Annotated in this window: 18 protein-coding genes, 3 tRNA genes and 3 rRNA genes; 17 read left to right on the forward strand and 7 right to left on the reverse strand. The window is 47.1% G+C overall.

All coding sequences use genetic code 11. From position 1 onward, the window contains the following. Positions 1-7: 7 nt before the first annotated feature. Both ACZ5ZC_RS17505 and ACZ5ZC_RS17510 read left to right on the forward strand, forming a co-directional pair. Positions 8-313 carry a DUF3630 family protein gene (locus ACZ5ZC_RS17505; RefSeq protein ID WP_005397009.1) on the forward strand — a complete coding sequence of 102 codons (306 nt, stop codon included), beginning with the start codon at positions 8-10 and terminating at the stop codon, positions 311-313. A gap of 282 nt (positions 314-595) precedes the next feature. Next, complete coding sequence (locus ACZ5ZC_RS17510) at positions 596-1,264, forward strand: 7-cyano-7-deazaguanine/7-aminomethyl-7-deazaguanine transporter (protein WP_005397008.1); 669 nt, start codon at positions 596-598, stop codon at positions 1,262-1,264. A 180-nt stretch (positions 1,265-1,444) separates the two neighbouring features. Here the strand turns inward: ACZ5ZC_RS17510 and gppA are convergent, their stop codons facing one another. Together gppA and rhlB are read right to left on the reverse strand one after the other, a co-directional pair. After that, positions 1,445-2,938: a guanosine-5'-triphosphate,3'-diphosphate diphosphatase gene (gene gppA, locus ACZ5ZC_RS17515; protein WP_054868321.1), complete on the reverse strand. Its 1,494-nt coding sequence runs from the start codon at positions 2,936-2,938 to the stop codon at positions 1,445-1,447. 19 nt (positions 2,939-2,957) lie between these two features. Next, on the reverse strand, positions 2,958-4,277 hold the full coding sequence (rhlB, locus tag ACZ5ZC_RS17520) for an ATP-dependent RNA helicase RhlB (RefSeq protein WP_005397003.1): 1,320 nt from the start codon (positions 4,275-4,277) through the stop codon (positions 2,958-2,960). A 111-nt stretch (positions 4,278-4,388) separates the two neighbouring features. On the opposite strand from rhlB, the gene trxA reads away from it, so the two are divergent. The 12 genes from trxA to ACZ5ZC_RS17580 all read left to right on the forward strand — a co-directional run bounded on the left by trxA (position 4,389) and on the right by ACZ5ZC_RS17580 (position 16,012). Then, positions 4,389-4,715 carry a thioredoxin TrxA gene (gene trxA / locus ACZ5ZC_RS17525; RefSeq protein ID WP_004745500.1) on the forward strand — a complete coding sequence of 109 codons (327 nt, stop codon included), beginning with the start codon at positions 4,389-4,391 and terminating at the stop codon, positions 4,713-4,715. Positions 4,716-4,911: 196 nt separating this feature from the next. Further along, the gene (gene rho, locus ACZ5ZC_RS17530) at positions 4,912-6,171 is read left to right on the forward strand and encodes a transcription termination factor Rho (RefSeq protein ID WP_005378757.1); all 1,260 of its coding nucleotides are present in this window, start codon (positions 4,912-4,914) and stop codon (positions 6,169-6,171) included. 105 nt (positions 6,172-6,276) lie between these two features. Next, on the forward strand, positions 6,277-7,269 hold the full coding sequence (locus tag ACZ5ZC_RS17535; RefSeq protein WP_005398448.1) for a hypothetical protein: 993 nt from the start codon (positions 6,277-6,279) through the stop codon (positions 7,267-7,269). 92 nt (positions 7,270-7,361) lie between these two features. Further along, positions 7,362-9,215 (forward strand): 4-hydroxy-3-polyprenylbenzoate decarboxylase, encoded by a 1,854-nt coding sequence (gene ubiD / locus ACZ5ZC_RS17540; RefSeq protein WP_464932162.1) that lies wholly within the window; start codon positions 7,362-7,364, stop codon positions 9,213-9,215. Further along, positions 9,212-9,481: a 2Fe-2S iron-sulfur cluster-binding protein gene (locus ACZ5ZC_RS17545; protein ID WP_054868319.1), complete on the forward strand. Its 270-nt coding sequence runs from the start codon at positions 9,212-9,214 to the stop codon at positions 9,479-9,481. Before ubiD ends, ACZ5ZC_RS17545 begins: the two co-directional genes overlap by 4 nt. A gap of 14 nt (positions 9,482-9,495) precedes the next feature. Continuing rightward, positions 9,496-10,209 carry an NAD(P)H-flavin reductase gene (gene fre / locus ACZ5ZC_RS17550; protein WP_074190854.1) on the forward strand — a complete coding sequence of 238 codons (714 nt, stop codon included), beginning with the start codon at positions 9,496-9,498 and terminating at the stop codon, positions 10,207-10,209. Positions 10,210-10,679: 470 nt separating this feature from the next. Next, positions 10,680-12,232: ribosomal RNA gene (locus tag ACZ5ZC_RS17555) — 16S ribosomal RNA — on the forward strand. Positions 12,233-12,298: 66 nt separating this feature from the next. Next, positions 12,299-12,375, forward strand: a tRNA-Ile gene (locus ACZ5ZC_RS17560). A gap of 43 nt (positions 12,376-12,418) precedes the next feature. Next, a tRNA-Ala gene (locus ACZ5ZC_RS17565) sits at positions 12,419-12,494 on the forward strand. Positions 12,495-12,757: 263 nt separating this feature from the next. Beyond that, positions 12,758-15,649, forward strand: a 23S ribosomal RNA gene (locus ACZ5ZC_RS17570). A gap of 85 nt (positions 15,650-15,734) precedes the next feature. Next, positions 15,735-15,851 (forward strand): 5S ribosomal RNA (gene rrf / locus ACZ5ZC_RS17575). Together the 16S, 23S and 5S rRNA genes with 3 tRNA genes alongside form the textbook arrangement of a ribosomal RNA operon. 70 nt (positions 15,852-15,921) lie before the next feature. Then, positions 15,922-16,012, forward strand: a tRNA-Ser gene (locus tag ACZ5ZC_RS17580). 736 nt (positions 16,013-16,748) lie between these two features. On the opposite strand, the gene ACZ5ZC_RS17585 is transcribed toward ACZ5ZC_RS17580, so the two are convergent. Genes ACZ5ZC_RS17585 through hemC form a run of 4 tightly spaced genes read right to left on the reverse strand, consistent with a single transcriptional unit; the run spans position 16,749 to position 20,828 of the window. Next, the gene (locus tag ACZ5ZC_RS17585; protein WP_005393852.1) at positions 16,749-17,930 is read right to left on the reverse strand and encodes a heme biosynthesis protein HemY; all 1,182 of its coding nucleotides are present in this window, start codon (positions 17,928-17,930) and stop codon (positions 16,749-16,751) included. Continuing rightward, on the reverse strand, positions 17,930-19,141 hold the full coding sequence (locus tag ACZ5ZC_RS17590) for a uroporphyrinogen-III C-methyltransferase (RefSeq protein WP_464932163.1): 1,212 nt from the start codon (positions 19,139-19,141) through the stop codon (positions 17,930-17,932). The genes ACZ5ZC_RS17585 and ACZ5ZC_RS17590 overlap by 1 nt, the downstream gene beginning before the upstream one ends. A 17-nt stretch (positions 19,142-19,158) precedes the next feature. Beyond that, positions 19,159-19,887, reverse strand: coding sequence for a uroporphyrinogen-III synthase (locus ACZ5ZC_RS17595; protein WP_074190035.1), 729 nt, complete (start codon positions 19,885-19,887; stop codon positions 19,159-19,161). A gap of 2 nt (positions 19,888-19,889) precedes the next feature. Then, complete coding sequence (hemC, locus tag ACZ5ZC_RS17600; RefSeq protein ID WP_464932164.1) at positions 19,890-20,828, reverse strand: hydroxymethylbilane synthase; 939 nt, start codon at positions 20,826-20,828, stop codon at positions 19,890-19,892. A 346-nt stretch (positions 20,829-21,174) separates the two neighbouring features. On the opposite strand from hemC, the gene ACZ5ZC_RS17605 reads away from it, so the two are divergent. Then, positions 21,175-23,703: a class I adenylate cyclase gene (locus ACZ5ZC_RS17605; RefSeq protein ID WP_005393844.1), complete on the forward strand. Its 2,529-nt coding sequence runs from the start codon at positions 21,175-21,177 to the stop codon at positions 23,701-23,703. Positions 23,704-23,772: 69 nt separating this feature from the next. Here the strand turns inward: ACZ5ZC_RS17605 and cyaY are convergent, their stop codons facing one another. After that, complete coding sequence (gene cyaY / locus ACZ5ZC_RS17610; RefSeq protein WP_054868105.1) at positions 23,773-24,087, reverse strand: iron donor protein CyaY; 315 nt, start codon at positions 24,085-24,087, stop codon at positions 23,773-23,775. 74 nt (positions 24,088-24,161) lie between these two features. Here cyaY and lptM point away from each other — a divergent pair, with 74 nt between their 5' ends. Together lptM and lysA are read left to right on the forward strand one after the other, a co-directional pair. Further along, on the forward strand, positions 24,162-24,278 hold the full coding sequence (lptM, locus tag ACZ5ZC_RS17615) for an LPS translocon maturation chaperone LptM (RefSeq protein ID WP_005378746.1): 117 nt from the start codon (positions 24,162-24,164) through the stop codon (positions 24,276-24,278). 61 nt (positions 24,279-24,339) lie between these two features. Further along, positions 24,340-25,593 (forward strand): diaminopimelate decarboxylase, encoded by a 1,254-nt coding sequence (lysA, locus tag ACZ5ZC_RS17620; RefSeq protein ID WP_006743007.1) that lies wholly within the window; start codon positions 24,340-24,342, stop codon positions 25,591-25,593. Positions 25,594-25,600 lie beyond the last annotated feature (7 nt).

Here is a 25,600-nt window from a genome sequence, read left to right on the forward strand (position 1 = left end):
AATCCATATGCACAAGGAATTTGGTCTCGCTGATTACATTGTTGAAGAAGGACGTCTTATTATTACCGCTCCAAGCTTCGACCTCGATACTTTTCCGGCACTGGGTGAGCGTTTGGTGGGATTATTATCTGCGTCTGTGGTAGAAAAACAGTGGGATGCGGATATTCACTCTTGGTTGATCGATTTTGAAGGCTGCCGCTTATTTATGAAAGCGGAGCACTACAGCGAAGCGATTTGGTTTGAAGCGCTAACAATAGAAGAGAGTAGGGAAGAGCTCGATTATTTAGCCGGATTGTTCCAACGCGGCTTCTAAATTCAAGTTATCTATTCTTTAAAGGGTGTTTCACATGAAACACCCTTTCTTATTTTTGCATCAAAGCCCTTGGTTTTGACGTGATGTTCGCGATGAAACGTTTGCGTATAAAACACCGCTTGTGAGTAAAATTGGTTAATGTATAATCGCCCACCGCTTTACTCTGAATGAGTTAAGTTAGTTTAATCGTCATTTTTTACATTGTTGGTAAGAGTGCTTTTCTCTGTAGAAAACGCTCGATTTGGGTTCCCTCGCCCCCAAACCAAACTAAAAAGGTATCGCATGAGTAACTTTACCCCTGCGCAGCAGCGCAACGCCCTTATCTATCTGGTTTTATTCCATCTAGTCATTATTGCATCCAGCAATTACCTAGTTCAGCTACCGTTTACTATCTTTGGCTTACATACCACCTGGGGTGCATTCACCTTCCCATTTATTTTCCTTGCGACGGATTTAACCGTACGTATTTTCGGTGCTCAGTTGGCGCGTAAGATCATTTTCTTAGTAATGTTGCCTGCTTTGGCTGTATCTTACTTCTTATCGGTGGTGTTCTTCGAAGGGCAGTTCCAAGGTTTTGGTCACTTAGGGGAATTTAACTTATTCGTTGCTCGTATCGCGATTGCTAGCTTCATGGCGTATCTGCTTGGTCAGATTATGGATGTGCACGTGTTCAACCGCCTACGCCAAATGAAACAGTGGTGGGTGGCTCCAACGTGTTCAACGCTTTTTGGTAATGCACTGGATACCATCGCCTTCTTCGCGATTGCGTTCTACCAAAGTCCAGATCCATTTATGGCGGAACATTGGACGGAAATCGCGCTGGTGGACTACGGCTTTAAGTTAGTGATTAGTCTTGGTCTGTTTGTGCCTATGTACGGCGTACTACTGAATTACTTAATTAAGAAGCTAACGGCAGTGAACCCTAACTTTAAAGTTACGACGACGGCATAGTTTTCATCAGTTAATAGCAACAAAGCCGCTTTTGATAGCGGCTTTGTTGTTTCTAAAGCAAATGTACAGCGAAATGAGTATTTAGATCATCGGTGTCTCAAAACTCTATGAGTTGTACATAGGATAATAACGGGTATTAAAAAGGCTCCAGAAGGAGCCTTTGTCATGGGATAACAACCATTAATCAGAGGTAATCGTTAATGGCCAACCGATATCAGTTTGACGGTTGGATTCGATTTCTAGCTCAGCGGCGGTCAACGGGTTGGCCGCTAGCCACTGTGCATCAATGTTTAATGTTAGGTTGTCACCTTCAGCCGTTAATACGACGTTTGGCTCTAAGTTTTGGTTGCGACGGTGAGTCAACAACACCGCTAAGCGCAACAACCGCAGTACGCGCTTGGCACTTGAGCCTGATAACGCGTGTTGCTCAGGCAGTGAGGTGAGTTGTTCTCGATAACGACGGGCAATCTCACCAATAAAGAACTTCTGCGCGCGAGTGTAGCCAGGTAAATCCAAATTCTGGAGTAGGTAAGCACTGTGCTCACCGCCTTTTTTGAAATCGATCGTTAAGCCGATTTCATGCAGCTTTGCGGCGGTTTCAAGCAATATCTTGCCTTGAGGTTCCGTAATCCACTCATCGCCGCCGGCTTGCTCCAACAGTTTGCTTGCCAGTGTCGCAACTTGTTCACCGTATTGGTGATCGAGCTGATAACGATTTTGTACGCTGGCAATTGTGCGAGCACGGATGTCTTCTTGACGTAGCTCTTCAACCATCTCGTAGACTAAGCCTTCACGTAGTGCGCCGCCAGCGAGTGTCATCGCGTCGATTTCCAGTAATTCAAAAACGGCAATCAAAATAGATAGGCCACTAGGGAATACTAACGCACGCTCAAGTGTTAAGCCTTCAATGTCGAGCTCTTCTAAATGATCGGCTAACATGGCTTGCTTCTGCAGGCGTTTCAATTTGGAGTGAGTGATTACTTCGTCCATACCTTGCGCTAGCATTATTTCTTGCAATGCCTGAACGGTGCCTGATGCGCCAACGCACACATCCCAACCGATTTCTGTATAGCGCTCTAGAATTGGCTGGATTGTCTGCTTCGCGCCTTCAATTGCTGCGTCAAAGTTACGCGCATTCAACTGGCGATCTTTAAAGAAGCTTTCCAGCCAAGTCACACAACCCATTTTTAAACTGGTCAGTGCTTTGGCTTCGAAACCTTCACCGATGATGAGTTCTGTACTTGCGCCACCAATATCGACCACAAGACGGCGACCGCTGCCTCCAGAAGTGTGTGCGACACCTTTATAGATAGTGGCCGCTTCTTCTTCACCGGAGATAACGTCGATTGGTTGACCAAGAATCTGGTTCGCTTTCTCCAGAAACACATCTACATTCGTGGCGGTACGTAAAGTGGCTGTGCCTACAATACGAATGTTTTGTTTAGGAATATCCTGCAAGCGTTCCGCAAATAGACTTAAGCAGTCCCATCCTCGCTGCATAGCTTCCATACTAAGAGAATTATGTTCATCTAGGCCCGCTGCTAGACGAACCTTGCGCTTAATTTTAGCCATTGTTTGAACGCTGCCATCGATATGACGCACAACGAGCATGTGAAAACTGTTCGACCCGAGGTCGATGGCGGCGTATAGCGGCGATGATCCTGCTTGACTCATAAACGAACTCAGTTTCCTTTTACGATTGTTTTGGTGCCGATTGACGCGGTTGGCGCGGACGACGTCCTTGCGGCTTGCGGTTACCTGAACCTGAACGAGTACCGCCAGTATTCGTACGACGCTGTTGGTTGCGTGGCGCACGCATACGAATTGGCGCTGGCAGATCTTGGATCAGCGCTGACGAATCGTATTCTGAAACTGGGATAGTGTGCTCAATGTATTCTTCGATTGCAGGCAGGTTAATTGCGTACTCTTCACACGCAAAACTGATCGAGTGACCGCTTGCACCAGCACGACCGGTACGGCCAATACGGTGAACGTAATCTTCACAGTCGTCAGGAAGGTCATAGTTGAAAACATGCGTCACTTGAGGAATGTGCAGACCACGCGCAGCAACGTCAGTTGCAACAAGAATGTCGACATCACCTTTGGTGAATTGCTCAAGAATCTTTTCACGTTTCTTCTGCGGTACATCACCAGTAAGAAGACCGACACGGTGTCCATCGGCAGCCAAGTGACCCCAAACCGATTCACACTTGTGTTTCGTGTTCGCAAAAATGATGGCGCGATCTGGCCATTCTTCTTCAATCAAAGTTTGAAGGAGGGCCATTTTATCTTCGTTAGAAGGGTAGAAAAGTTCTTCCTGAATGCGGTGACCAGTTTTCTGTTCTGGCTCTACCACAACATGCTCAGGAGTGTTCATGTGCTCAAATGCCAGTTCTTGAACACGGTAAGAAAGCGTCGCTGAGAACAGCATGTTCAAACGCTCTTTTGGTTCAGGCATACGACGGAACAAGAAGCGAATGTCTTTAATAAAGCCAAGATCGAACATGCGGTCGGCTTCATCCAGAACAACGGCTTGAATGTTGTTAAGGTTGAATACGCGCTGTTTGTAGAAATCGATGATACGACCTGTCGTACCAATCAGAATATCGACACCATCTTGCAGCTTATTCAATTGCTTATCGTAGCTTTCACCACCGTAAGCCAAAGCGGTTTTTAGACCAGTGCTCTCAGTTAATGCTTCTGCATCATTGTAAATCTGAATAGCAAGCTCACGTGTTGGCGCCATAATGATTGCGCGTGGCTGCGTAGGTTTACGACCTTCATGCTCCGGTGTCGTCAGAAGGTGGTTGAATGTAGCAGTAAGAAACGCGAGCGTTTTACCAGTACCCGTTTGGGCCTGGCCTGCGATGTCTTGGCCGGTGAGCAGGACCGGCAACGCCAAGGCTTGGATAGGGGTACAAAATTCGAACCCTTTTTTGTCCAATCCTTCAATAACTTGGGGCTTTAAGCCCAAATCGGCGAACTTTTGCTCTGTGATATGCGTCTTTTTCATGGCTATAGAATATCAGCTAAAGCTTGCAATACGAAAGTAAATACATTCCAATAGGGCATCTAATTACTGGTTATCATCCAACCAGTTTCGAAAAACACATTGGAGTGGAAGATGAGTGATAAGATTTTGCAGCTAACTGATGACGGTTTTGAAAACGATGTAATCAACGCTGCAGGCCCGGTTCTAGTGGATTTCTGGGCAGAATGGTGTGGTCCTTGTAAAATGATCGCTCCTATTCTGGACGAAATCGCAGACGAGTACGAAGGCAAACTCACTATCGGTAAACTAAACATCGACCATAACGCAGGTACACCACCTAAGTTTGGTATTCGCGGCATTCCAACGCTACTGCTATTCAAAGACGGCAACGTAGCGGCAACGAAAGTTGGTGCTCTGTCTAAAACTCAACTAAAAGAGTTTTTGGACGCAAACTTATAATCACCAAGTGATTACAGATAAAACCGTGCAAAGTAACAACGCACGGTTTTGTTTTTCTAACTCTGGACTAGAATACTAATTAGTGCTAACTTATCGCGCGTTAATTGAACAAATTTCTCTTCTTGGTCGATCCTGAGACCAAATCCATCTTAACTAGAAAACAGATCTTATTTTGACTAAACAAGAATCCACCACCATGAACCTTACCGAACTGAAGAACAGACCTGTGTCTGACCTTGTAAAACTGGGCGAAAGCTTAGGATTAGAGAACCTAGCTCGCTTAAGAAAACAAGACATCATCTTCGCGATTTTAAAAGCGCACGCTAAAGGCGGCGAAGACATCTTTGGCGATGGGGTTCTGGAAATTCTGCAAGACGGCTTTGGTTTCCTACGCAGTGCAGATAGTTCATACCTTGCGGGTCCGGACGATATCTACGTATCACCAAGTCAGATTCGTCGCTTTAACCTACGTACTGGTGACTCTATCGCTGGTAAAATTCGTCCACCAAAAGACGGTGAACGCTACTTTGCCCTTCTAAAAGTCAATACCGTTAACGACGACAAACCAGACAACGCTCGTAACAAGATCCTATTTGAAAACCTTACCCCTCTGCATGCAAATGAACGCATGGTAATGGAGCGTGGTAACGGTTCTACAGAAGACATCACAGCACGTGTTTTAGATTTGGCATCGCCTATCGGTAAAGGTCAACGTGGTCTGATTGTTGCTCCGCCAAAAGCGGGTAAGACAATGCTTCTGCAAAATATTGCTCAAAGCATCGCATACAACCACCCAGAGTGTGAGTTGATGGTACTTCTTATCGACGAACGTCCAGAAGAAGTAACAGAGATGCAGCGTCTAGTTAAAGGTGAAGTAGTCGCGTCGACTTTCGATGAGCCAGCATCTCGTCACGTACAAGTAGCGGAAATGGTAATCGAGAAAGCGAAACGTCTTGTTGAACACAAGAAAGACGTGGTTATCCTGCTTGACTCTATCACTCGTCTCGCTCGTGCTTACAACACCGTAGTACCTTCATCAGGTAAAGTACTGACAGGTGGTGTGGATGCAAACGCACTACACCGTCCTAAGCGTTTCTTTGGTGCAGCACGTAATGTTGAAGAGGGCGGTAGCCTAACGATCATCGCAACGGCACTAGTAGATACTGGTTCTAAGATGGATGAAGTTATCTACGAAGAGTTCAAGGGTACAGGTAACATGGAACTGCACTTGAACCGTAAGATTGCTGAGAAGCGTGTATTCCCTGCGATTGACTTCAACCGTTCAGGTACACGTCGTGAAGAGCTACTGACGAAGACTGATGAACTACAGAAAATGTGGATTCTGCGTAAGATCGTTCACCCAATGGGCGAAATCGACGCGATGGAATTCCTCATTGATAAGCTAGCGATGACGAAGACCAACGATGAGTTCTTCGATGCGATGCGTCGTCAGTAATAGCTGAGTCCTTATTCTAAAAAAGCCACCGTTAACGGTGGCTTTTTTGTTGCTTTCTCCCGATGGAAGCATCAGAATGAGGAGAAATGTTATCGGGAGGTTAACATGCAACAAGGAATGTTGTCGTCATTACTCCTGAGCTTGTCACTTATCACACTACCCGCGACGTTATCTGCCAAGGAAATGCAGGAGTCTGTAGTAGAACAGTGGCTTCAGGATACTCAAATACAGGCTAAAGTCTCTGAACTGCTTGATTACGTTGTCAGGGATGAGGTCGACTCGCTTAAATTTGCCCTTGATCGACTAGCTTTACCTCAACAAGAGGTCGTGCGTTTTCGGTTATTGGAAAAGCTTGAGAAGCAAGATGTGATTCTCACGCCTAGAATGGCTCTGTTTGTTGAGTCTCAGATCCGTATGACTCCTACTTATCAGGTTCTAGAGCGAGGGGACGGGTATGAGTTTAGTGTGCCTGCCTTTAACTTTCCTGCCATTGCAAGCCGCTTGATTAAGCGTTGGAAGCAAGACCAAAGTACCTTGGACTTTGTACTACAAGCTGAGCGGAAAGAGCTCGACTTAAAGCAATGGCTTACAGGGCAATCTCAACAAGCTCAGGCGCGTGAAGCACTTTTGATTCGAGAGTTGGACAGCTTATCACCGCATGCGCTTGCCGCATTAACCACTCAGTTAACCAAAGCGAATGTGACCAGTTGGCTACCATCGACAGCCGTGATCGTGAGATTAGCGCAAGTAAGTCAAGATGAGGAAGTGTACAACTTACTCTGGCGGATGAGAGCGGATTACAATAGCCAGTCCGAACTCGAGCGTTTAGCTACGGTTGGGGACGTTTTTTCAATTCAGCAATTGATGAACTCCACCGTCAATCCGTCACTCAAACCAGAAGCCATTAGTCTACTCACAAAATCCAACCCTTTATCTCCGCAAGTGAAACAGTTTCTAGTGAGCAAAATGGCACTATCGGAAGAAGCTACCATGGTCGCTCGAGAGCTGGCGCAGCAAGGGCATCAAACCTGGTTGGAAGAGTTAGTCTCTAACAACCATCAAGTGAAGACCCGGCAGATAGAGCAAGTATTAAAGTAATCTGGCTCACATACCCACACAAAATAGGAGGATCTTAGCGTCCTCCTATTTGTTATACTGCGGACAGTTTAATCAGCCAGTCATGAAGGCCTATGAGTTTTAAGGATTTACGCGAATTTATCGACCACCTAGAACAGAAAGGTCGACTTAAACGCATTGCTCACCCCGTCGACCCCGCTTACGAAATGACAGAAATCAGTGACCGCACCTTGCGTGCTGGTGGACCTGCGCTGTTGTTTGAGAACCCAATTGGCTACGACGTACCTGTTTTGACCAACCTATTTGGTACACCAGAGCGTGTCGCGATTGGTATGGGACGTGAAGATGTTAAAGAATTAAGAGAAGTCGGTAAGCTGCTGGCTTATTTGAAAGAACCTGAGCCACCAAAAGGCTTCAAAGACGCATTGGAAAAATTGCCAGTGTTCAAGCAAGTATTGAACATGCCAGCCAAGCGCTTAAGAAAAGCATCGTGCCAAGAGACTGTGTGGCAAGGTGATGAAGTCGACTTGGACAAAATCCCGGTAATGAGTTGCTGGGCGGAAGACGTTGCACCACTGCTTACGTGGGGCTTAACCGTGACCAAAGGTCCAAACAAGAAACGTCAGAACCTAGGCATTTATCGTCAGCAGAAAATTGCCAAGAACAAAATAATCATGCGTTGGTTAGCTCACCGTGGTGGTGCGCTTGACCTGCGCGATTGGATGGAAACCAATCCAGGTAAACCTTTCCCAGTTTCGGTCGCGTTTGGTGCAGACCCAGCAACCATTCTTGGCGCAGTAACGCCAGTGCCAGATACGCTATCGGAATACGCGTTTGCAGGTTTGCTGCGTGGCAGCAAAACGGAAGTCGTTAAGTCAGTCAGCAATGATTTGGAAGTGCCAGCAAGCGCGGAAATCGTCATGGAAGGCTATATCGACCCAAACGAGTTTGCTGATGAAGGCCCATATGGTGATCACACTGGTTACTATAATGAAAAAGAAAAGCACCACGTGTTTACCATTACGCACATTACCATGCGTAAAGACCCAATCTACCACAGTACCTACACAGGCCGTCCGCCAGATGAGCCAGCTGTATTGGGTGTGGCATTAAACGAAGTCTTTGTGCCGATTCTGCAAAAGCAGTTCCCAGAAATTGAAGACTTCTATCTACCGCCTGAAGGTTGTTCGTACCGAATGGCAGTCGTCACCATGAAGAAGCAGTACCCAGGACATGCCAAGCGCGTAATGATGGGTGTGTGGTCTTTCTTACGTCAATTCATGTACACCAAGTTTGTTATTGTGTGCGATGAATCGGTAAACGCGCGAGATTGGAATGATGTCGTTAAAGCCATGTCAGAGCATATGGACCCTGTACGTGATACCTTGATGATAGATAACACGCCAATCGACTCGCTCGACTTTGCTTCACCAGTGGTTGGGCTTGGCTCCAAAATGGGCTTGGATGCGACCATTAAATGGGATGCTGAGCTGGCGACGCGAACCGAGGTCACTGAGCGAGACAGCAAAGCGATTACCGAAGCAGAACTTAATGAGTTGAAACAGCAACGCCCTGAGATTGTTGACGTCTATCTTCCAGTTACAGCAAACAACCAATTTGCTGTCGTAACTATGAAGAAAGACCAAGCTGGTCAATCCCAAGAATTGATGGAATATCTATGGGGCTTCTTTGCTCAGTACACGGATAACAAATTCATCATTTTGTGCGACGATGACGTTAATGCACGAGATTGGAATGACATCATTTGGGCGGTGACAACTCGAATGGACCCAGATAGAGACACGATTCAAGTGCTTGGTAAGACTGAGAGTTCATCCAAATTAGGACTGGATGCGACCAACAAGTTCGAATCTGAAGTCACGCGCGAGTGGGGTACGCCTATCAAAAAAGATCCTAAACTTGTGGCTAAAGTCGATGAGATTTGGGACCAGTTAGGTATTCTATGAGTCATCAAGTCCACCTTCTACCAATGGACGTTACGTTTCCAGTAAAAGAAGGGGAGACGGTGCTGGAAGCTGCGCTCAACAACAATATTTGCTTCCCACACCGTTGCCAAGTTGGCGCTTGCGCCATGTGCATGTGTAAAAAGCTAACGGGCGAGGTGAGCTATCACCTCGAACCTATGCTAACCGAAAAAGAGCAACAGCAAGGTTGGATATTCCCTTGCCAAGCCTATACAGAAAGTAATTTAGTGCTTACTTTTGACGAGTAAGCGAGAGGAACACCATGACCATCCAATGTAAAGTAAAGTCTATTCAGCCGTTAGCTTGTAATACTTACCAAATCCTTCTTCATCCAGAATCACCAGTGCCTTTTAAAGCGGGTCAGTACCTAATGGTGGTGATGGGTGAAAAAGACAAACGTCCTTTCTCTATCGCGAGCAGCCCTTGCCGTCATGAAGGTGAACTTGAACTGCATATCGGTGCGGCGGAACACAACGCTTACGCTCAAGAAGTTGTCGAAGCAATGCAAGCGGCGCTTGAAACTGATGGTCAGATTGAAATTGATGCCCCGCATGGTGACGCTTGGGTTCAAGAAGAAAGTGAACGTCCACTATTATTAATTGCTGGTGGTACAGGTTTTAGTTACGTGCGCTCGATTCTGGATCACTGCGTCGCGCAGAATAAAACCAACCCTATCTATCTATATTGGGGTGCGCGCGATAACTGCCAACTTTATGCAAAAGAAGAACTGATCGAGATCGCCGATAAGTTTACTAACGTTCACTTTGTTCCAGTTGTAGAAGAAGCACCTGCTGATTGGCAAGGTAAGGTTGGTAACGTGCTACAAGCGGTGAGTGAAGATTTCGAAAGCTTAGAAAACTACGATATCTATATTGCAGGTCGATTCGAAATGGCTGGCGCAGCACGTGAACAGTTCACTCAGAACAAGAAAGCGAAGAGCGAACGTATGTTCGCAGACGCGTACGCATTCATTTAAATACGGCTTGTGAGGCAGAAAAAGAGGGTTTTTTACCCTCTTTTTTGCTTTTTTGATGAAATAGTCATCGAACAGTCGGTTTTTCCCATTTTTTTCCAAAAAAGGGTTGCGAACGGATCTGAGTTCCCTATAATGCGCATCCACCGACACGGCAGAGGCGATAAGGCTTCAGCAGGGTCGGAGAGGTAAAAAGCTTCTGCGAAAATAAAATTGAAAAAGTGTTTGACACTGCCAATTAAATCGCTAGAATGCACCTCCGCTTTGAGAGAAAAACTTCTCGTAAAGCAAGCTCTTTAACAATATAGACCTATCAATCTGTGTGGGCACTCGTTGATGATAATCCAATTCGATACTTCGGTATCAAATTAGGTTTCAATGATACGAAGTGACCATTGAATCTTCGGATTCAGCACAGTCAATTCAAACATTACTTATGTAATGTTCAGTATTCATTGAGCCGACAAAATCTTAAATTGAAGAGTTTGATCATGGCTCAGATTGAACGCTGGCGGCAGGCCTAACACATGCAAGTCGAGCGGAAACGAGTTATCTGAACCTTCGGGGAACGATAACGGCGTCGAGCGGCGGACGGGTGAGTAATGCCTAGGAAATTGCCCTGATGTGGGGGATAACCATTGGAAACGATGGCTAATACCGCATGATGCCTACGGGCCAAAGAGGGGGACCTTCGGGCCTCTCGCGTCAGGATATGCCTAGGTGGGATTAGCTAGTTGGTGAGGTAAGGGCTCACCAAGGCAACGATCCCTAGCTGGTCTGAGAGGATGATCAGCCACACTGGAACTGAGACACGGTCCAGACTCCTACGGGAGGCAGCAGTGGGGAATATTGCACAATGGGCGCAAGCCTGATGCAGCCATGCCGCGTGTGTGAAGAAGGCCTTCGGGTTGTAAAGCACTTTCAGTCGTGAGGAAGGCGTTGTAGTTAATAGCTGCATCGTTTGACGTTAGCGACAGAAGAAGCACCGGCTAACTCCGTGCCAGCAGCCGCGGTAATACGGAGGGTGCGAGCGTTAATCGGAATTACTGGGCGTAAAGCGCATGCAGGTGGTTTGTTAAGTCAGATGTGAAAGCCCGGGGCTCAACCTCGGAATAGCATTTGAAACTGGCAGACTAGAGTACTGTAGAGGGGGGTAGAATTTCAGGTGTAGCGGTGAAATGCGTAGAGATCTGAAGGAATACCGGTGGCGAAGGCGGCCCCCTGGACAGATACTGACACTCAGATGCGAAAGCGTGGGGAGCAAACAGGATTAGATACCCTGGTAGTCCACGCCGTAAACGATGTCTACTTGGAGGTTGTGGCCTTGAGCCGTGGCTTTCGGAGCTAACGCGTTAAGTAGACCGCCTGGGGAGTACGGTCGCAAGATTAAAACTCAAATGAATTGACGGGGGCCCGCACAAGCGGTGGAGCATGTGGTTTAATTCGATGCAACGCGAAGAACCTTACCTACTCTTGACATCCAGAGAACTTTCCAGAGATGGATTGGTGCCTTCGGGAGCTCTGAGACAGGTGCTGCATGGCTGTCGTCAGCTCGTGTTGTGAAATGTTGGGTTAAGTCCCGCAACGAGCGCAACCCTTATCCTTGTTTGCCAGCGAGTAATGTCGGGAACTCCAGGGAGACTGCCGGTGATAAACCGGAGGAAGGTGGGGACGACGTCAAGTCATCATGGCCCTTACGAGTAGGGCTACACACGTGCTACAATGGCGCATACAGAGGGCGGCCAACTTGCGAAAGTGAGCGAATCCCAAAAAGTGCGTCGTAGTCCGGATTGGAGTCTGCAACTCGACTCCATGAAGTCGGAATCGCTAGTAATCGTGGATCAGAATGCCACGGTGAATACGTTCCCGGGCCTTGTACACACCGCCCGTCACACCATGGGAGTGGGCTGCAAAAGAAGTAGGTAGTTTAACCTTCGGGGGGACGCTTACCACTTTGTGGTTCATGACTGGGGTGAAGTCGTAACAAGGTAGCGCTAGGGGAACCTGGCGCTGGATCACCTCCTTATACGATGATTATTGCGATGAGTGTTCACACAGATTGATACGGTTTATAAAGTAAAGAGACGATACTGGGTCTGTAGCTCAGGTGGTTAGAGCGTTCGCCTGATAAGCGAGAGGTCGGTGGTTCGAGTCCACTCAGACCCACCAATTTCCTTCCCAAGGAATTGGCATACAGTATCGACACCTTGATGGGGCTATAGCTCAGCTGGGAGAGCGCCTGCCTTGCACGCAGGAGGTCTGCGGTTCGATCCCGCATAGCTCCACCATCTTTAAGTGTTCTTGAAAAAGAATCTTTAAAAATGGTTTTCATCAGAAAATCTAGCTCTTTAACAATTTGGAAAGCTGACAAAATAACAATTTATTGTTGTTTGTAAAGTTCTCAAAGTATTCATTTATGAATACAACTAAAAACACATTCAAGTGTTCTTGGAATTTGAGTCCGGCAAAATCGAATGTCTCTCGCTCATTCAAATAATGAGAGACAACTTTGGTGATTTGAACATCAACTCGAAACTCCTTCGGGTTGTATGGTTAAGTGACTAAGCGTACACGGTGGATGCCTTGGCAGTCAGAGGCGATGAAGGACGTATTAACTTGCGATAAGCCCAGATTAGGTAGTAAAAACCACTTGAGTCTGGGATTTCCGAATGGGGAAACCCACTTACATAAGTAAGTATCGTTATGTGAATACATAGCATAACGAGGCGAACCGGGGGAACTGAAACATCTAAGTACCCCGAGGAAAAGAAATCAACCGAGATTCCGAAAGTAGCGGCGAGCGAAATTGGACTAGCCCTTAAGCTTTATAGGCGTCAGGTGAACAAGCTGGAAAGCTTGGCGATACAGGGTGATAGCCCCGTAACTGACGACGCATATTCAGTGAAATCGAGTAGGGCGGGACACGTGATATCCTGTCTGAATATGGGGGGACCATCCTCCAAGGCTAAATACTACTGACTGACCGATAGTGAACCAGTACCGTGAGGGAAAGGCGAAAAGAACCCCTGTGAGGGGAGTGAAATAGAACCTGAAACCGTGTACGTACAAGCAGTAGGAGCAGGCTTTGTCCTGTGACTGCGTACCTTTTGTATAATGGGTCAGCGACTTATATTCAGTGGCAAGGTTAACCATCTAGGGGAGCCGTAGGGAAACCGAGTCTTAACTGGGCGTTTTAGTCTCTGGATATAGACCCGAAACCAGGTGATCTAGCCATGGGCAGGTTGAAGGTTGAGTAACATCAACTGGAGGACCGAACCGACTAATGTTGAAAAATTAGCGGATGACTTGTGGCTAGGGGTGAAAGGCCAATCAAACCTGGAGATAGCTGGTTCTCCCCGAAAGCTATTTAGGTAGCGCCTCGGACGAATACTACTGGGGGTAGAGCACTGTTAAGGCTAGGGGGTCATCCCGACTTACCAACCCTTTGCAAACTCCGAATACCAGTAAGTACTATCCGGGAGACACACGGCGGGTGCTAACGTCCGTCGTGGAGAGGGAAACAACCCAGACCGCCAGCTAAGGTCCCAAATTACTACTAAGTGGGAAACGATGTGGGAAGGCTCAGACAGCCAGGATGTTGGCTTAGAAGCAGCCATCATTTAAAGAAAGCGTAATAGCTCACTGGTCGAGTCGGCCTGCGCGGAAGATGTAACGGGGCTAAGTAGTAAACCGAAGCTGCGGCAATGCACTTTTGTGCATTGGGTAGGGGAGCGTTCTGTAAGCGGTTGAAGGTGTGTGGTAACGCATGCTGGACGTATCAGAAGTGCGAATGCTGACATGAGTAACGATAAAGGGGGTGAAAAACCTCCTCGCCGGAAGACCAAGGGTTCCTGTCCAACGTTAATCGGGGCAGGGTAAGTCGACCCCTAAGGCGAGGCCGAAAGGCGTAGTCGATGGGAAACGGGTTAATATTCCCGTACTTCTTACAATTGCGATGGGGGGACGGAGAAGGCTAGGTGGGCCTGGCGACGGTTGTCCAGGTTCAAGTGCGTAGGCTGAAGAGTTAGGTAAATCCGGCTCTTCTTAAGGCTGAGACACGACGTCGAGCATCTACGGATGTGAAGTCATTGATGCCATGCTTCCAGGAAAAGCCTCTAAGCTTCAGATTGTAAGGAATCGTACCCCAAACCGACACAGGTGGTCGGGTAGAGAATACCAAGGCGCTTGAGAGAACTCGGGTGAAGGAACTAGGCAAAATGGTACCGTAACTTCGGGAGAAGGTACGCTCTCGACGGTGAAGTCCCTCGCGGATGGAGCTATTGAGAGTCGCAGATACCAGGTGGCTGCAACTGTTTATTAAAAACACAGCACTGTGCAAAATCGCAAGATGACGTATACGGTGTGACGCCTGCCCGGTGCCGGAAGGTTAATTGATGGGGTTAGACTTCGGTCGAAGCTCTTGATCGAAGCCCCGGTAAACGGCGGCCGTAACTATAACGGTCCTAAGGTAGCGAAATTCCTTGTCGGGTAAGTTCCGACCTGCACGAATGGCGTAATGATGGCCACGCTGTCTCCACCCGAGACTCAGTGAAATTGAAATCGCTGTGAAGATGCAGTGTACCCGCGGCTAGACGGAAAGACCCCGTGAACCTTTACTACAGCTTGGCACTGAACATTGACCCTACATGTGTAGGATAGGTGGGAGGCTTTGAAGCGCAGTCGCTAGATTGCGTGGAGCCGTCCTTGAAATACCACCCTTGTAGTGTTGATGTTCTAACGTCGACCCCTCATCGGGGTTGCGGACAGTGCCTGGTGGGTAGTTTGACTGGGGCGGTCTCCTCCCAAAGCGTAACGGAGGAGCACGAAGGTGGGCTAATCACGGTTGGACATCGTGAGGTTAGTGCAATGGCATAAGCCCGCTTGACTGCGAGAATGACAATTCGAGCAGGTGCGAAAGCAGGTCATAGTGATCCGGTGGTTCTGAATGGAAGGGCCATCGCTCAACGGATAAAAGGTACTCCGGGGATAACAGGCTGATACCGCCCAAGAGTTCATATCGACGGCGGTGTTTGGCACCTCGATGTCGGCTCATCACATCCTGGGGCTGAAGTCGGTCCCAAGGGTATGGCTGTTCGCCATTTAAAGTGGTACGCGAGCTGGGTTTAGAACGTCGTGAGACAGTTCGGTCCCTATCTGCCGTGGGCGTTGGAGAATTGAAAGGGGCTGCTCCTAGTACGAGAGGACCGGAGTGGACGAACCTCTGGTGTTCGGGTTGTGTCGCCAGACGCATTGCCCGGTAGCTAAGTTCGGGATCGATAACCGCTGAAAGCATCTAAGCGGGAAGCGAGCCTTGAGATGAGTTCTCCCTGATACTTTAAGTATCCTAAAGGGTTGTCGTAGACTACGACGTTGATAGGCAGGGTGTGTAAGCGTTGTGAGGCGTTGAGCTAACCTGTACTAATTGCCCGTGAGGCTTAACCATACAACACCCAAGGGGTTTTGATGGACTCAATGAAAGAACATTGAATGTGTAAGAACGAAAACAGCTTTCCGAATTAAAGAATTTGCTTGGCGACCATAGCGTTTTGGACCCACCTGATTTCCATGCCGAACTCAGAAGTGAAACGAAATAGCGCCGATGGTAGTGTGGGGCTTCCCCATGTGAGAGTAGGACATCGCCAGGCTTTAAATATCGTTATTTGCATAGACAAGTAACAACATCATCAGTGTACTAATCTGTTGATGACAATTTGTGGAGAGATGGCTGAGTGGTTGAAAGCACCGGTCTTGAAAACCGGCATACGTTAATAGCGTATCTAGGGTTCAAATCCCTATCTCTCCGCCACTATTCAGAAGCCTCGCTAGAAATAGCGAGGCTTTCTTCGTTTCTGACGCTTGGAAATTCGTTAGGGACTGGAATCAATCCCTTAGCTGATCGTATCCCCGGACTAGGTATCCCTGCACTATGTCACTTGAGAAGCCTTGCTTTAAGCGCGTTCTCGTTATCCACGGGTTGTGCAGCGACAGAAGTCTATAACTTTATCTTCTAACGAGAACCATCAAGTCTGAGTATTGGCATTCTTACCTCTAAGGGTGAAGTGTTTCTGTTAACAAGAGACTTGTTTTTACTCTTTACTCGATGTTACGTGCGTTAGCGCTCTTAGTGTTACCTAATGGCTCTTCGCTATCTTGCCCTAGTTGGTACAATAAACACGCTCTAAGCATTGTATAGGACAGCCCTTCATTGAAGAGAATGGAGAGTATCGGAGCTTATGTACCTATTTTGCTTCCTGCACTATTTCAAGTTACCTGTATTTTGTTAGTAGAGCTCCTTCCTAGAAACTTATATTTGGTTGTTCGCCTTGAAGAAAGTGAGTAAGCTATCTTTTAGAGGCTTTTAGTGAGCTTAATGGAGTGCTTCTGGGAACGAACTAAAGAAGCTTTGCTGGGGCTTCCCAAAGAAGTTTAGGCGATTACAGGGCATTAGCTCTAGTGGATATTGCAGGTTTGTGTAGTGTTGATGAGTGACAGGCAATAAAAAAGCCGACAGTAAACTGCCGGCTTGGTTAGATGACCGCTACTTAGTCGTTCTGGACGAGCGTGAGAGCTTTACGAGAGACTTCGTGAGCGGCTTTAGTTAGATTCTGCTTCTCTAGTGTATCTGCTAGGAATGCATAATCAGAGACGTCAGAGCGAAGCTTTAAGGCGATCTCAAAGTGGTCTTGGGCTTCTTGCCACTTCTCTTGACGGAAATAGAAGTGCGCTAATGCGCTATGCGCAGCGGCGTTATCTGGCTCTTTCTTCACTACTCCCTCTAAGAAAACCACGACAGGGTGGATATCTGGCAGGTTTAGATCTGGCAGTAGTTGATAAAGCTCAGGAGCCGGTTGTTTTTTCAATGCTTCTTTTAGCACAGTAAAGGCTTCAGCATCTGCTTTCCGGGCTATCAACTCACGAGCAAAACAGGCGACTAGGTGTGTGTCTTGTTTTACTTTGCGTGCAAGGCCATTCCAATGAGAGATAAGCCCTTCGCTACCTTGCTGCTGTGCCACTTCATGGAGTAAGCCGCATTGCGCCTTTTGAATCAGCTCTGCGTGTTCTTCTTCCGTGATGAGTTTTGCTTTGGTGAGTTGTGGCAAGAGGTCAATAAGAGGTTGCCACAATTTTAGCTGCATGTACGTTGTTTTCAGCAAGTTCAATACAATCGAATTACTCGCATACTGACCTTTTAACGATTGCAAAGTATCGAAAGCAGCCTCGAACTCGTTGTCGCGGATAAATTGTTTCGCTCGAGTCAGTTCTACTGCGAGATGGGCGTTCTCTTGTTGGCTCGCTAGCTCTAGATAGTGATCACGTTTTGCTTTATCACCTTGACCTTGTGCAGCTTCAGATGCGACTAAGTAACAAAGTAGCGGCATATCGTGATGATTCGCCCAACGAGTCACTTTTTTCTCGGCACCTTTCCAGTCTCCTTCTAGGAGTTTAATAATGCCTTCATTGGTGTATCGACGAGAATGGCGCATTTTGCGCACACTGAAGTAGTTCCATGTTGTAGAACTTGCGTAAACTAGCTTTTTAATTAGGTACTCAAGTAGAAAAAGACCTGCGAGTGCTGCGATAACGAATACGACCAATGTCGTTACGCTCATCTCGATCGTTTTCTCAGCGATGGAGATGAGTACATAGCCTTGCTGACCAGAAAATTGAGTGCCAACAAATAGTCCTGCACCTAGTACAACAAATAGGAAAATAAGACGAAACATTACTTATCCTCCATACCTGTCATCGTTGTGACTTCGCGACGTAGGCGCTCACGGATGACATCTGATAGTTGAGACTGACTTTGCAGCTTCGTTGGGTACTCCACTTGAATGTTTTGCTGGCTTAACTGGTTAACCGTTTTGTTGAACTCTTTAACGGAATTATCGTCTTGGTTGAAGAAAGCTAATGCCCATTTGTCGGCCGTTTTTAGAGACGTGGTGTAAATTTCACCTTGCTCTTGGTACACCGCTTTTATTGCTGTCTCCAATTTGGCTTTGATGTTTTCTTTTAGGTAAAAGTGTTGCTCAGGAGAAAGCAGTGGAATGACGTTACCATCGCGCGTGCGGAAGGTAATGAAGTTTTCTGAAAAGTCCTTCAGAGAGGTCATTAAGTTATCTTGCCAGTTTGCAATATCTTCCGACACTTCAGTGTTCTCTACGGCTTCTGCTTCTGGGAGTAGTGCATTGGCGAGAGGCAGCTTGTCCACTTGCTGTTGCAGAGCAGTTAAGCGTAGTACCAATCCATCACGGTCAATCAGCGGGATAGTACGAAGTTTGGTGATATCGTTCGCCATTGCTTTACGTAGTTTGACGAGGCTAGGGTCATTCAGTGCTGCAATGCGTTGATCAGCACTTTCCATTAGTTGAGTTGCGCTTTCTACGTCATGTTCTAAGAACAGTTTACGACCTGCTAATTTGACGAGGTAATCGGCTTCAGCAAGTAGCCAGTCGTTTGGTCGACGACCTTTCACATCGGCAACGGCAAGCTGTAAGCTTTCAATGCTCTTCTGTTGCTGTCCAAGTACCACTTCCGCTTTGTGTGTAACGGTCGTTGCTTTCTCGATGGTTTCTTCTTGTATCCGGCTGAGCTCTTGCTTCATGGAAGCTTGAGTGCTTTCTAGCTGACTTTTTAGTTGGGCGATCTGCGCTTGGTAATCGGCTTGCTGCTGATGCAGCTTGTATGCGAGGCCACCGCCAAAAATAATCGATAAGATGATAGCTACTGTGCCTAGTTTAACTCCGCGCTTGCCTTGTTTTTCTTCAAATTCGACTTTGGCTGGCTCGGCTGTTTTTGGGGGCTCGGCCACTTTTGGCTGTTCTTTTTTAGGGGCCGCATCCTGCTGCGATGTGTTTTTTTCGGCTAGCGGTGCCGATGAGGTTTCTTCGGAAAGGTTTTTATCGTTATTTTTTTGGTCGTTATTTTTACTTGTCATGCCTATATCCTGTGTAGCTAGGGCTGGAGAGCCGCCAGTAATTCTTGGTTGGATGCGCTTCCCGTGCATCTCACCCGAGTGAACCCCCTTTGAAGTGCGATATCAGCGATACGCTGACTGGGGATATACAACTCTTGTTGATTAAGCCAAGTCAATTGCTCTGACGTCAATTGGCTGCACAAATAATCCAGTTGCTCACCACTGGTGACGATGATCTGGTCAATTTGTAGGGTTTTCCATAGTGAGACACAGCTTACTGGATCGAATGGGATGAATTCTCTCTTGTAAGTCTCACTATAGTGAACTTTTGCGCCACGTCTCACCAATGCATCTTTGATCAGCTCTCTTCCACCGTTCCCACGAAGGATAAGAACCTGTTGTTGGGCCACATTATTGAGCTCTGGCAGTCGCAATAAATGTTCACTGTCACTGACTTGGGGATAGTGTACTTTCTGTTGGGTACATTTGCTTAAATAGTGTGCTGTTTTTTGACCAACGGCAAGGTAAATGGCTTGTTTCGGCCATGATGTCTCGTTGCTGGCTAAGATTTGCTGTGCACATTGCACGGCATGTCGACTAACAGCGATAACAATTTGAGCTTGATGCAGGTGTTTAGAGAGGTGCGTGTCCGTGAGATCGGCGACAATGTCGATCAGAGGATGGTGATATGCAGAAATGCCGTGCCTTTCGAGCAGAGAGCAAAGCGCGCTGCCTTGCTCTCCCGGCCGAGTGACCAACACTGCCATGATTATTCGTGATCTGCGTACAGCTTAGTTAGGATTTCACGAGCGCCGTTATCCAGTAGTTCATTGGCTAACTGCACTCCTAACGTTTCGCCGTCTTTACGATGGCCACGGATTTCACCACGAACAATTTCGCTGCCATCTGGTTCGCCAACTAATGCGCGTAGCCAAATGTTATCGCCATCTAGTAGGGCATAGCTGCCGATAGGTACCTGACAGCCGCCTTCTAGCGTCAGGTTCATTGCGCGCTCACACAAAACACGGTCTACGGTGTCTTGGTGGTTAAGTGGCTCAAGTAGCTTAAGCAGCCTTTCATCGTCAAGGCGGCACTCAATACCGACAGCACCTTGGCCAACCGCAGGTAATGATTGCTCTGGCTCGATAAAGTTACGAATGCGCTCTTCAAGCTTCAATCGTTTAAGGCCTGCCGCAGCAAGAATGATCGCATCGTATTCACCCGCATCTAGTTTACCAAGGCGAGTGCCCACATTACCGCGAAGCTCTTTAATGATGATATCTGGACGATATTCTTTCAGTTGGCATTGACGGCGCAAACTGCAAGTACCAACCACTGCACCTTGAGGGAGTTCATCAATGTTGCTATAGGTATTAGAAACGAAAGCATCACGAGGGTCTTCACGTTCACAAATGGTCACGAGGCCAAGACCTTCCGGGAAATCGACGGGCACGTCCTTCATTGAGTGAACGGCAAGGTCTGCACGGCCTTCTAGCATTGCGACTTCAAGCTCTTTTACGAATAAGCCTTTGCCGCCAACTTTTGCTAGCGGTGTATCTAAAATCACGTCACCTTTGGTCACCATGGTTACTAACTCGACTTCCAAACCAGGGTGAGCGGCTTGAAGGGCGTCTTTGACAAAGTAAGCTTGCCATAAAGCAAGAGGGCTTTTTCGAGTTGCAATGCGAATAGGTGTGGATTGTGTCATGATCTTCTCAATGCTGTTTGGATTTGGGTTTATCCTACCATTCTCATCAAGAAATGCTTACTGTTAGTTCGTTATCTCTGAGAGCTATGAATGGAATTACATGACGTTATGAAAATAGTGTGACTGGATTCTCAATTAGACTAAGGACTATTATTAGTAATAGGTAATAAGAGCGACACTACCGCGCGATTAATTTTGTGACTAAAGTATGGTTTTGCACCCTGAGTGGTGCGTGGGCGTGAAACTTTACCCGCACCAATAAAAGTGTTAAATTGATCACGTTTTTAGGCCGTTTTGGTTTAAAACGTCAGCAGATTTTCGTGATTGTTCAACCAAGGAATTCCCCTTGCAGGCTTACACCCAAAAAATCATTCAGCGACTAGATAATTTGAATCAGCAGCGAGTTGATCGCGCGCTGGCGCTTATGGATTCGCAAAGCCAGCAAGTCTTCCACTTGATTCCTGCCTTGTTGAACTACAACCACCCTGTGATTCCTGGCTATTACGATGCCGATGTCCCGTTTGGTGTACATGGGCTGGCGCTAAATAGCATTCAACAGCAATTCATTGATGACATTCAACTCGCGATTGGTCAGCCACTTAAGACGGCAGAGAAACCGGCTATCTTGGGCTTATACACCATGGGCAGTACCTCATCAATTGGTCAAAGTACTTCTAGTGATTTAGATATTTGGGTGTGTATTTCGCCAGATATGGATTGTGACGAGCGAGAATTGCTGACCAATAAATGCTTGCTGATCACCGACTGGGCACAAAGCCAAGGGGTGGAGGCGAACTTCTTCTTAATGGATGAAGAACGCTTTAGAAGCAACCATTCTGAAGAGATGACAGGTGATAACTGTGGTTCATCTCAGCACTTACTTTTGCTTGATGAATTCTATCGCAGCGCGGTGCGTATTGCTGGACAGCGTTTATTATGGCAAATAGTGCCGCCAGAAATGGAAGAGTGTTACGACGAGTACGTTTCTCAATTGTGCAGTGAAGGTTACATTGACTGTAGTGAATGGATCGACTTTGGCAAATTGAACCGCATTCCTGCTGAAGAGTACTTCGGCTCGAACTTGTGGCAGCTATACAAAAGTATCGATTCTCCCTACAAATCGGTATTAAAAGCCATTCTGCTTGAAGCTTATTCGTGGGAATACCCACATACGCAACTGTTAAGCATCGACACCAAGCGTCGTTTCTTTGCCCATGAGCCAGACCTCTATGGCATGGATGCGTACTACTTAATGCTGGAAAAAGTGACTCGCTATTTAGAGCGAATCCAAGACGACACTCGTTTGGATTTGGTGCGCCGTTGCTTCTATCTCAAAACCCACGAAAAGTTGTCGCGTGAACCGGATGTCGGTTCAGTGGCTTGGCGCCGTGAAGCGCTGAGCGACATGATTGCAAAATGGGATTGGGATGCCAGCGTTGTTGCTGAGCTCGATGATCGCCGCAACTGGAAAGTTGAACAGGTAAAAGTGGTGCATCATGCGTTGCTGGATGCGTTGATGCAGAGCTACCGTAATTTGATTCAATTTGCGCGTCGCAACGACATTACCTCCGCTATCAGCCCGCAAGACATCAGTATTTTGGCTCGTAAGCTTTACGCCGCTTTTGAAGTATTGCCGGGCAAAGTGACGTTGCTCAACCCACAGATTTCCCCTGATTTGCATGAACCGGATTTAAGCTTCATCGAAGTGAAAGATGGTGGTGTGAACAAGTCTGGTTGGTATCTCTATAAACAACCTCTGATCGCGCACCGCATTTTGGGGCAGCCATACTTAGAACATCATGAATACTTGAGCAAGTTAGTCTCTTGGGCATTCTTTAATGGTTTAATCACCGAGTCGACTCGTTTGCACGCGGTGGTGCGTGAAGCGCAACTGGATATCGATAAGTTCTACCAAATGGTGAGCGACTTACGAAATACCTTTGCGCTGCGTAAGCGCCGTCCGACGATGCAGGCATTAGCGAGCCCATGTGAGATCAGCCAGCTAGCGATGTTCATCAACTTTGAAAATGATCCTACGTCAGAGCTTTCGGGCCGTTCACTGAAAGTGGATGTGAAAAATACCGATATCTTCAGTTTTGGTCCGGAACATAAAAACTTAGTCGGCAGTGTCGACTTGGTTTACCGTAACTCCTGGCATGAAGTGCGTACGCTGCATTTCAAAGGGGAAACGGCGATGCTGGACGCACTGAAAACTATTCTGGGCAAAATGCACCAAGACGCGTTGCCACCAGAATCGGTGGATGTGTTCTGTTATGCGAAGAACATGCGTGGTGTGATGCGTAATATGGTCTACCAGCTTTTAGCGGAATGCATCGACTTACGCTTGAAGCCAGTAGAGCAAGAAAAACGTCGCCGCTTTAAAGCGATGCGCCTTGGTAACCAAACTTACGGGCTGTTCTTTGAACGTCGTGGTGTGTCGGTGCAGAAGTTAGAAAACTCCATTGATTTCTATCGCAGCATTTCTACTAACAAACTTAAAGGCTCGCCGCTATTAATGCTCGATCGTGAGCAAGAGTATCAAATGCCAGAAGCGGTGGATGGTTTTGCTAGTGAAGGTCTGGTGCAGTTCTTCTTTGAAGATAACGAAGATGGCTTCAATATTTATGTGTTGGATGAGTCAAACCAAGTTGAAGTGTATCACCAGTTCAGTGGCTCCAAAGACGAAATGATTTCGTCCGTGAACAGCTTTTACACATCAGTAAAAGACGACAGTCGTGTCGCGTCGAAATTTATCAACTTTAACCTGCCGCAGTACTACCAGATTATCCATCCTGAAGAGGGCAATGCTTATATCATCCCTTATCGCAATGATGGGTGCTCACCGCATCGTCCCACTAAAGCGGTAAACGCGTAATTAAACCCGTATCAAAAAACAAAAAGAGCACCGAAGTGCTCTTTTTGTTTTGGTGACGATTGACGGACATTATGCCCAATCAATGGCTTCGCCCGCGTGCTTTTCACACTCTTGCTTCACCATTTCAAATAGCTCCATGCCCGTTTTTGAGCAGGTCCATTTATCTTCAATAAGCTTGAAGTGGAAACCACCAGATTTGGACGCTAGCCAGATCTCATGCATCGGCTCTTGGCGGTTAATGATGATTTGGCTGCGGTCTTCAAATTCCAATGTCATTACGTTGCCAGTGACTTCGTAATCAATGTCTGCGCCTGAATCATCGATGGATTCTTCGATGATTTGTATCTGCGCATCCACCAGTTGATGAAATTCAGTATCGTTCATCCGTCTATCCTATTGCTTTTCCTGAGTGTGGTGCGATTATAGGGGGCATTGATTCAATAATCACGATATGCGAAATGAAAAAATTAGTTACTGTGTTGTTTGTGATGGTTGCCGCGACGTTAGCGGGATGTGGCCAGTCTGGCTCACTATACATTCCAGATGACACTCAACAGAATGAGCAATCACAATAAATAACCGCGCCTTAGGGTGAAATTAGGGTTCAGCAGTCGAATAAAATAAGGGAAGCGAATTTTGGATTACTTCAACTATCAGGATGATGGCCAGCTTTGGGCCGAAGACGTCCCACTTCAAGCTCTTGCAGAGCAATATGGCACTCCTCTTTACGTATATTCTCGAGCCACGCTAGAGCGCCACTGGAAGGCGTTTGATAGTGCTGTGGGTCAACATCCTCATCTAGTTTGCTACGCGGTGAAAGCGAACTCAAACCTAGGCGTATTGAACGCACTGGCGCGTTTGGGTTCGGGCTTTGATATCGTATCAGGTGGTGAACTTGAGCGTGTGATTGCCGCAGGCGGTGATCCGAAGAAAGTCGTCTTCTCTGGTGTTGGGAAAACACCTGCAGAAATGAAGCGTGCTCTTGAGCTAGGTATCAAATGTTTCAACGTTGAATCTGAGCCCGAGCTAGAACGTTTGAATAAGGTTGCGGGTGAGCTTGGTGTGATTGCGCCAATTTCTCTGCGTATCAATCCAGATGTCGACGCGAAAACACACCCTTACATTTCGACTGGTCTTCGCGACAATAAATTCGGCATTGCATTTGATCGTGCGCCAGATGTTTATAAATTCGCGCAAAGCCTGCCGAACTTGAATGTGCAAGGCATCGACTGCCACATTGGTTCTCAGCTCACTAATATCGACCCATTTATCGACGCGACAGACCGTTTATTAGCCCTGATTGATGATTTAAAAGCGCAAGGCATTAACATTCGTCACCTTGATGTCGGCGGCGGTTTGGGTGTGGTCTATCGTGATGAATTACCACCTCAGCCTTCAGATTACGCGAAAGCGTTACTAGGCCGTCTTGAAAATCACCAAGACTTGGAGCTGATTTTTGAGCCGGGCCGAGCAATTGCTGCGAATGCAGGTATCTTGCTAACGCGTGTTGAGTTTTTAAAACATACTGAGCACAAGAACTTTGCCATCATCGATGCGGCAATGAACGACTTGATGCGTCCTGCACTATACCAAGCATGGCAAGATATCGTGCCAGTTTCGCCGCGCACGGGGGAAGCACAGACTTACGATTTGGTTGGCCCTATTTGTGAAACCGGTGACTTCTTGGGTAAAGATCGCGCACTCGTTTTGCAAGAAGGTGATCTACTCGCGGTTCGTTCAGCAGGTGCCTATGGTTTTGTGATGTCTTCGAACTACAATACTCGTACCCGAGCGGCAGAAGTAATGGTGGATGGTAAACAAAGCCACTTAGTTCGCCAGCGTGAGGAGCTGACCAGTTTGTGGCAGCTGGAACAGATTCTACCGGAGTAACACACAA

The sequence above is a fragment of the Vibrio sp. JCM 18905 genome (assembly GCF_055393305.1).

What these genes read in the sequence shown, in the direction of transcription:
- ACZ5ZC_RS17505 (WP_005397009.1), top strand. Translation starts at nt 8, where the DNA reads ATGCACAAGGAATTTGGTCTCGCTGATTACATTGTTGAAGAAGGACGT.
- ACZ5ZC_RS17510 (WP_005397008.1), top strand. Translation starts at nt 596, where the DNA reads ATGAGTAACTTTACCCCTGCGCAGCAGCGCAACGCCCTTATCTATCTG.
- gppA (WP_054868321.1), bottom strand. Translation starts at nt 2,938, where the DNA reads ATGAGTCAAGCAGGATCATCGCCGCTATACGCCGCCATCGACCTCGGG.
- rhlB (WP_005397003.1), bottom strand. Translation starts at nt 4,277, where the DNA reads ATGAAAAAGACGCATATCACAGAGCAAAAGTTCGCCGATTTGGGCTTA.
- trxA (WP_004745500.1), top strand. Translation starts at nt 4,389, where the DNA reads ATGAGTGATAAGATTTTGCAGCTAACTGATGACGGTTTTGAAAACGAT.
- rho (WP_005378757.1), top strand. Translation starts at nt 4,912, where the DNA reads ATGAACCTTACCGAACTGAAGAACAGACCTGTGTCTGACCTTGTAAAA.
- ACZ5ZC_RS17535 (WP_005398448.1), top strand. Translation starts at nt 6,277, where the DNA reads ATGCAACAAGGAATGTTGTCGTCATTACTCCTGAGCTTGTCACTTATC.
- ubiD (WP_464932162.1), top strand. Translation starts at nt 7,362, where the DNA reads ATGAGTTTTAAGGATTTACGCGAATTTATCGACCACCTAGAACAGAAA.
- ACZ5ZC_RS17545 (WP_054868319.1), top strand. Translation starts at nt 9,212, where the DNA reads ATGAGTCATCAAGTCCACCTTCTACCAATGGACGTTACGTTTCCAGTA.
- fre (WP_074190854.1), top strand. Translation starts at nt 9,496, where the DNA reads ATGACCATCCAATGTAAAGTAAAGTCTATTCAGCCGTTAGCTTGTAAT.
- ACZ5ZC_RS17585 (WP_005393852.1), bottom strand. Translation starts at nt 17,930, where the DNA reads ATGTTTCGTCTTATTTTCCTATTTGTTGTACTAGGTGCAGGACTATTT.
- ACZ5ZC_RS17590 (WP_464932163.1), bottom strand. Translation starts at nt 19,141, where the DNA reads ATGACAAGTAAAAATAACGACCAAAAAAATAACGATAAAAACCTTTCC.
- ACZ5ZC_RS17595 (WP_074190035.1), bottom strand. Translation starts at nt 19,887, where the DNA reads ATGGCAGTGTTGGTCACTCGGCCGGGAGAGCAAGGCAGCGCGCTTTGC.
- hemC (WP_464932164.1), bottom strand. Translation starts at nt 20,828, where the DNA reads ATGACACAATCCACACCTATTCGCATTGCAACTCGAAAAAGCCCTCTT.
- cyaY (WP_054868105.1), bottom strand. Translation starts at nt 24,087, where the DNA reads ATGAACGATACTGAATTTCATCAACTGGTGGATGCGCAGATACAAATC.
- lptM (WP_005378746.1), top strand. Translation starts at nt 24,162, where the DNA reads ATGAAAAAATTAGTTACTGTGTTGTTTGTGATGGTTGCCGCGACGTTA.